3 protein-coding genes, 1 tRNA gene and 1 rRNA gene are annotated in these 3156 nt (G+C 27.7%); 4 read left to right on the forward strand and 1 reads right to left on the reverse strand.

Translation table 11 applies throughout. The features are described from left to right. Positions 1-17: 17 nt before the first annotated feature. From rrf to IO99_RS17790, 4 genes are all read left to right on the forward strand, one after another. Positions 18-134: ribosomal RNA gene (gene rrf / locus IO99_RS17775) — 5S ribosomal RNA — on the forward strand. Positions 135-143: 9 nt separating this feature from the next. Beyond that, positions 144-219, forward strand: a tRNA-Lys gene (locus tag IO99_RS17780). Positions 220-315: 96 nt separating this feature from the next. After that, entirely contained in the window at positions 316-831 is a 516-nt protein-coding gene (locus IO99_RS18575; protein WP_051824303.1) for a GNAT family N-acetyltransferase, read from the forward strand. Between the two features lie 38 nt (positions 832-869). Continuing rightward, a complete protein-coding gene (locus IO99_RS17790; protein ID WP_051824307.1) occupies positions 870-1973 on the forward strand; it encodes a mechanosensitive ion channel family protein in 1104 nt (367 codons plus the stop codon). Between the two features lie 41 nt (positions 1974-2014). Here IO99_RS17790 and IO99_RS18580 read toward each other — a convergent pair whose 3' ends face one another. Beyond that, positions 2015-2761 (reverse strand): hypothetical protein, encoded by a 747-nt coding sequence (locus IO99_RS18580; protein WP_051824310.1) that lies wholly within the window; start codon positions 2759-2761, stop codon positions 2015-2017. Positions 2762-3156: the final 395 nt, after the last annotated feature.

Below are 3156 nucleotides of genomic sequence, written 5' to 3' on the forward strand. Positions count from 1 at the left end.
TAACCAATGTTTTCAAATCTGGTAATTATGCTTTTGATGGATACACCCGTTCCCATACCGAACACGAAGGTTAAGCATCAAGAGGCCGATAGTACTGCACGGGAAGCTGTGTGGGAGGTAGGTTGTTGCCAGGTTTTTAATGTGGTTCACTAGCTCAGTCGGTAGAGCACATGACTTTTAATCATGGTGTCCGGGGTTCGATCCCCCGGTGAGCCACCAAAAGCACTTCATTATGGAGTGCTTTTTTTATATATAAAATAATAAATTTAATTTATAATAATATGAGAAATAGCATTTTGGTATGGAGGGTAGAAAGTGTATAATATATGTGAAGGACAACGAATTTATTTAAGAAATATAGAATTAAATGATGCTAAATTGGTTGCTAAATGGAAAGATGAAATAGTAATGAGAAAAATGTCCGTGGGATTAAATACAAATATAAGTTATGAAAATCAACTTCAAGACATTAAGCTTAGCATAGAAGAAGGAGAAGAATTATATTTAATTATTGCATTAAAAGATAATAATGAGCCTATAGGATACATAAGAATAAACTGGTTAGATGAAAATAAAGAAATGGCTTGGCTTAGGTTTGGATTAGGAAGTCATAGGCAAGAGGGATATGCTAAGGAAGGATTAAAATTAATTATAGATTATTTATTTAGCATTGGAACTCATAGGATTGATGCAGAGGTGTTAATGTTTAACTATCCTAGTCAAGGCACATTAAGGTCAGTAGGTTTTCTTCATGAAGGAACAAGAAGACAAGCATATTATGATGGAGAAGAATATGTTGATGTTTTTGTTTTTGGAATTGTAAAGGAATAAATAATGAAAACTAAGTTTTTCTATAGGAGGAAAGATAAATGGTAATAGCTCAAGTAGAGATATTAACGAATAAATATGTACAGATTATATTAAATAGTAAATTTTTTGAAGTGTGGAAGTCAATTGCAATAGGAGTAGGAATATTCGTATTGTTAATGTTCCTAAGAAACATATTTGCTAAATATATTATAAAGATATTAGATGGTATATTTAAAGCTTTAAAAATTAAAAGTGCTAGAAAAATATTGAGTGCATTTGAAAAACCTATAAAAATGGCATTTATAGTAATGGGTGTATACATATTTATGAGTATACTAAATTCATCAATGGGATGGAATATTAGCAGTATAATTAATAAGTTATTAGGGACATCAATTATAGTATTATTTGCTAATGGATTAATTAACATTACTAATAATTCAGATGATTTTTTATTTAGAGCTACAGATAAATATGATATAAAAGTGAATACTGTATTAATACCTATGATGGCCAAAGGAATAAAGTATTTAATTATAGCTTTTGCAATTATACAAGTAGCGAATATTTGGGGTCTAGATGTAAATGCTTTTATAACAGGAATAGGTTTAGGGGGAGTTGTAATAGCTTTGGCAGCAAAAGATTTTGCTGCGAATATGATGTCAGGTGTCATAATATTTATGGATAATCCTTTTACAATAGGTGATTGGATTAAGTGTAAGGAGATAGAGGGAATAGTAGAAGATATTAGTTTTAGAAGTACAAGAATAAGAACTTTTGATAAAGTGTTAATAACGGTTCCTAACTCATTACTAGTAAATGATTCAATTTTAAACTTTAACAAGAGAGAGTTAAGAAGAGTAACTATGAATATAGGAGTAACCTATGATACAGCTACTGAGCAGCTTCAAAGGTGTGTTAGTAGCATAAAGGATATGCTAAAGAATCATGATGGAGTAGATAGTGAGAGTATTCATGTTAGCTTTAGTACATTTAATGAAAGTAGTTTAGACATAGGTATGTATTTTTTTATAAATAGAATTGAATTCAATGAATATATGGAGATTAAAGAAGATATAAATTATAATATAATGAAAATTCTAAGTGATGAGGAAGTAAGCATTGCTTTCCCAACAAAAAGTGTATATATAGAAAATAAATAAAAGGTTTAGGTAGTTCTTATTTGAATTACCTAAACCTTTTATTACTCATTTATAAAGTCAATAATTTCGTTGTATAAACTTCTTACACCATAATGCCAGTTTTGATCAGCAGAGTACTTTCTATTAATCCATACTAAAGGATCGACACTATCAGGTCTATCATTAGATAGATTTATAATTGTACGACAAGCAATTTCTGATGCATCTACAATATCAGTATTATAACTTTGCCAACTACAAAATACATTATAAGGATTGTTAGCTATTTTAGTAGCACTTACATGATCTTGAGGAACAAAGCTTTGTTCTTGACCTGTAATAGCAAATAGTAGTATAGGATTAATATTAAAATCTCTACCAACTTCTATTATGGATGAAAAGTAAGGTTCATCTTTAAGTATAGAAGATCTACTAGCTAAATAAGATTTTAATAGGTTTTCATCTATAACTTTATATTTAAACCAATCAGGTAAATGCATAGTTTGGTTTATGGCTTCCTCACTTACTTGATTATTATGATACAAATTTTTATATTTTTGCTGAGACTTTTGTATAGAATAAGAATTAAATTCAGAATTATATTTTGAAAGTTCAGTGTTTGATGTATTAGAGTTATTAACTCTATAAGTTATAGATAGAGTATTTATTGATTTTATGTCACTGTTGATTAATTTTGTATTTTTATTATCTATATTTTGTCCTTGCTCCGCGGTTGATAAATTAATAAGTTGTAATACTAATATAAATATAACAACTAGAGGAATAAAACTTTTTTCTTTCTTCTTCATAAATTTAATCACCATATTTCCCAAAATTTTTATTAATAATTATAATCTGTCCAAAAAAAAAATAAATATTCAATTTATATATTTTTTTAAAGGTAAGAGGTAATTAAGTTTAGACAACGGTAATTATTCATTTGTAATTATACTAATAAACAATATAAGTAAATTCATTATATAAATGTATAAATACAATTAATAGATTAAATAAACAAATCCTAGTGTATCAATATTAGGATAAGGTAGCATTTAAATGAAAATAGAAGGTATGTAAGGATAATTTTATATAAGAAGAATATTAGGTGGATTTTATAAGAATAAATCATGGTAAGATAAGTCTTGTCGCTGAGAGATGCGGCAGAAAACAACAAGAAATTAAAGAAAAAAACTTCTTAAAAAAA

It is taken from the genome of Clostridium sulfidigenes (assembly GCF_000732635.1).
In the GTDB taxonomy this organism is placed as follows: Bacteria; Bacillota; Clostridia; order Clostridiales; family Clostridiaceae; genus Clostridium_J; species Clostridium_J sulfidigenes.

Excerpts from the sequence above, each read along its gene's own strand:
- IO99_RS17790 (WP_051824307.1), top strand. The coding sequence starts at position 870 with ATGGTAATAGCTCAAGTAGAGATATTAACGAATAAATATGTACAGATT.
- IO99_RS18580 (WP_051824310.1), bottom strand. The coding sequence starts at position 2,761 with ATGAAGAAGAAAGAAAAAAGTTTTATTCCTCTAGTTGTTATATTTATA.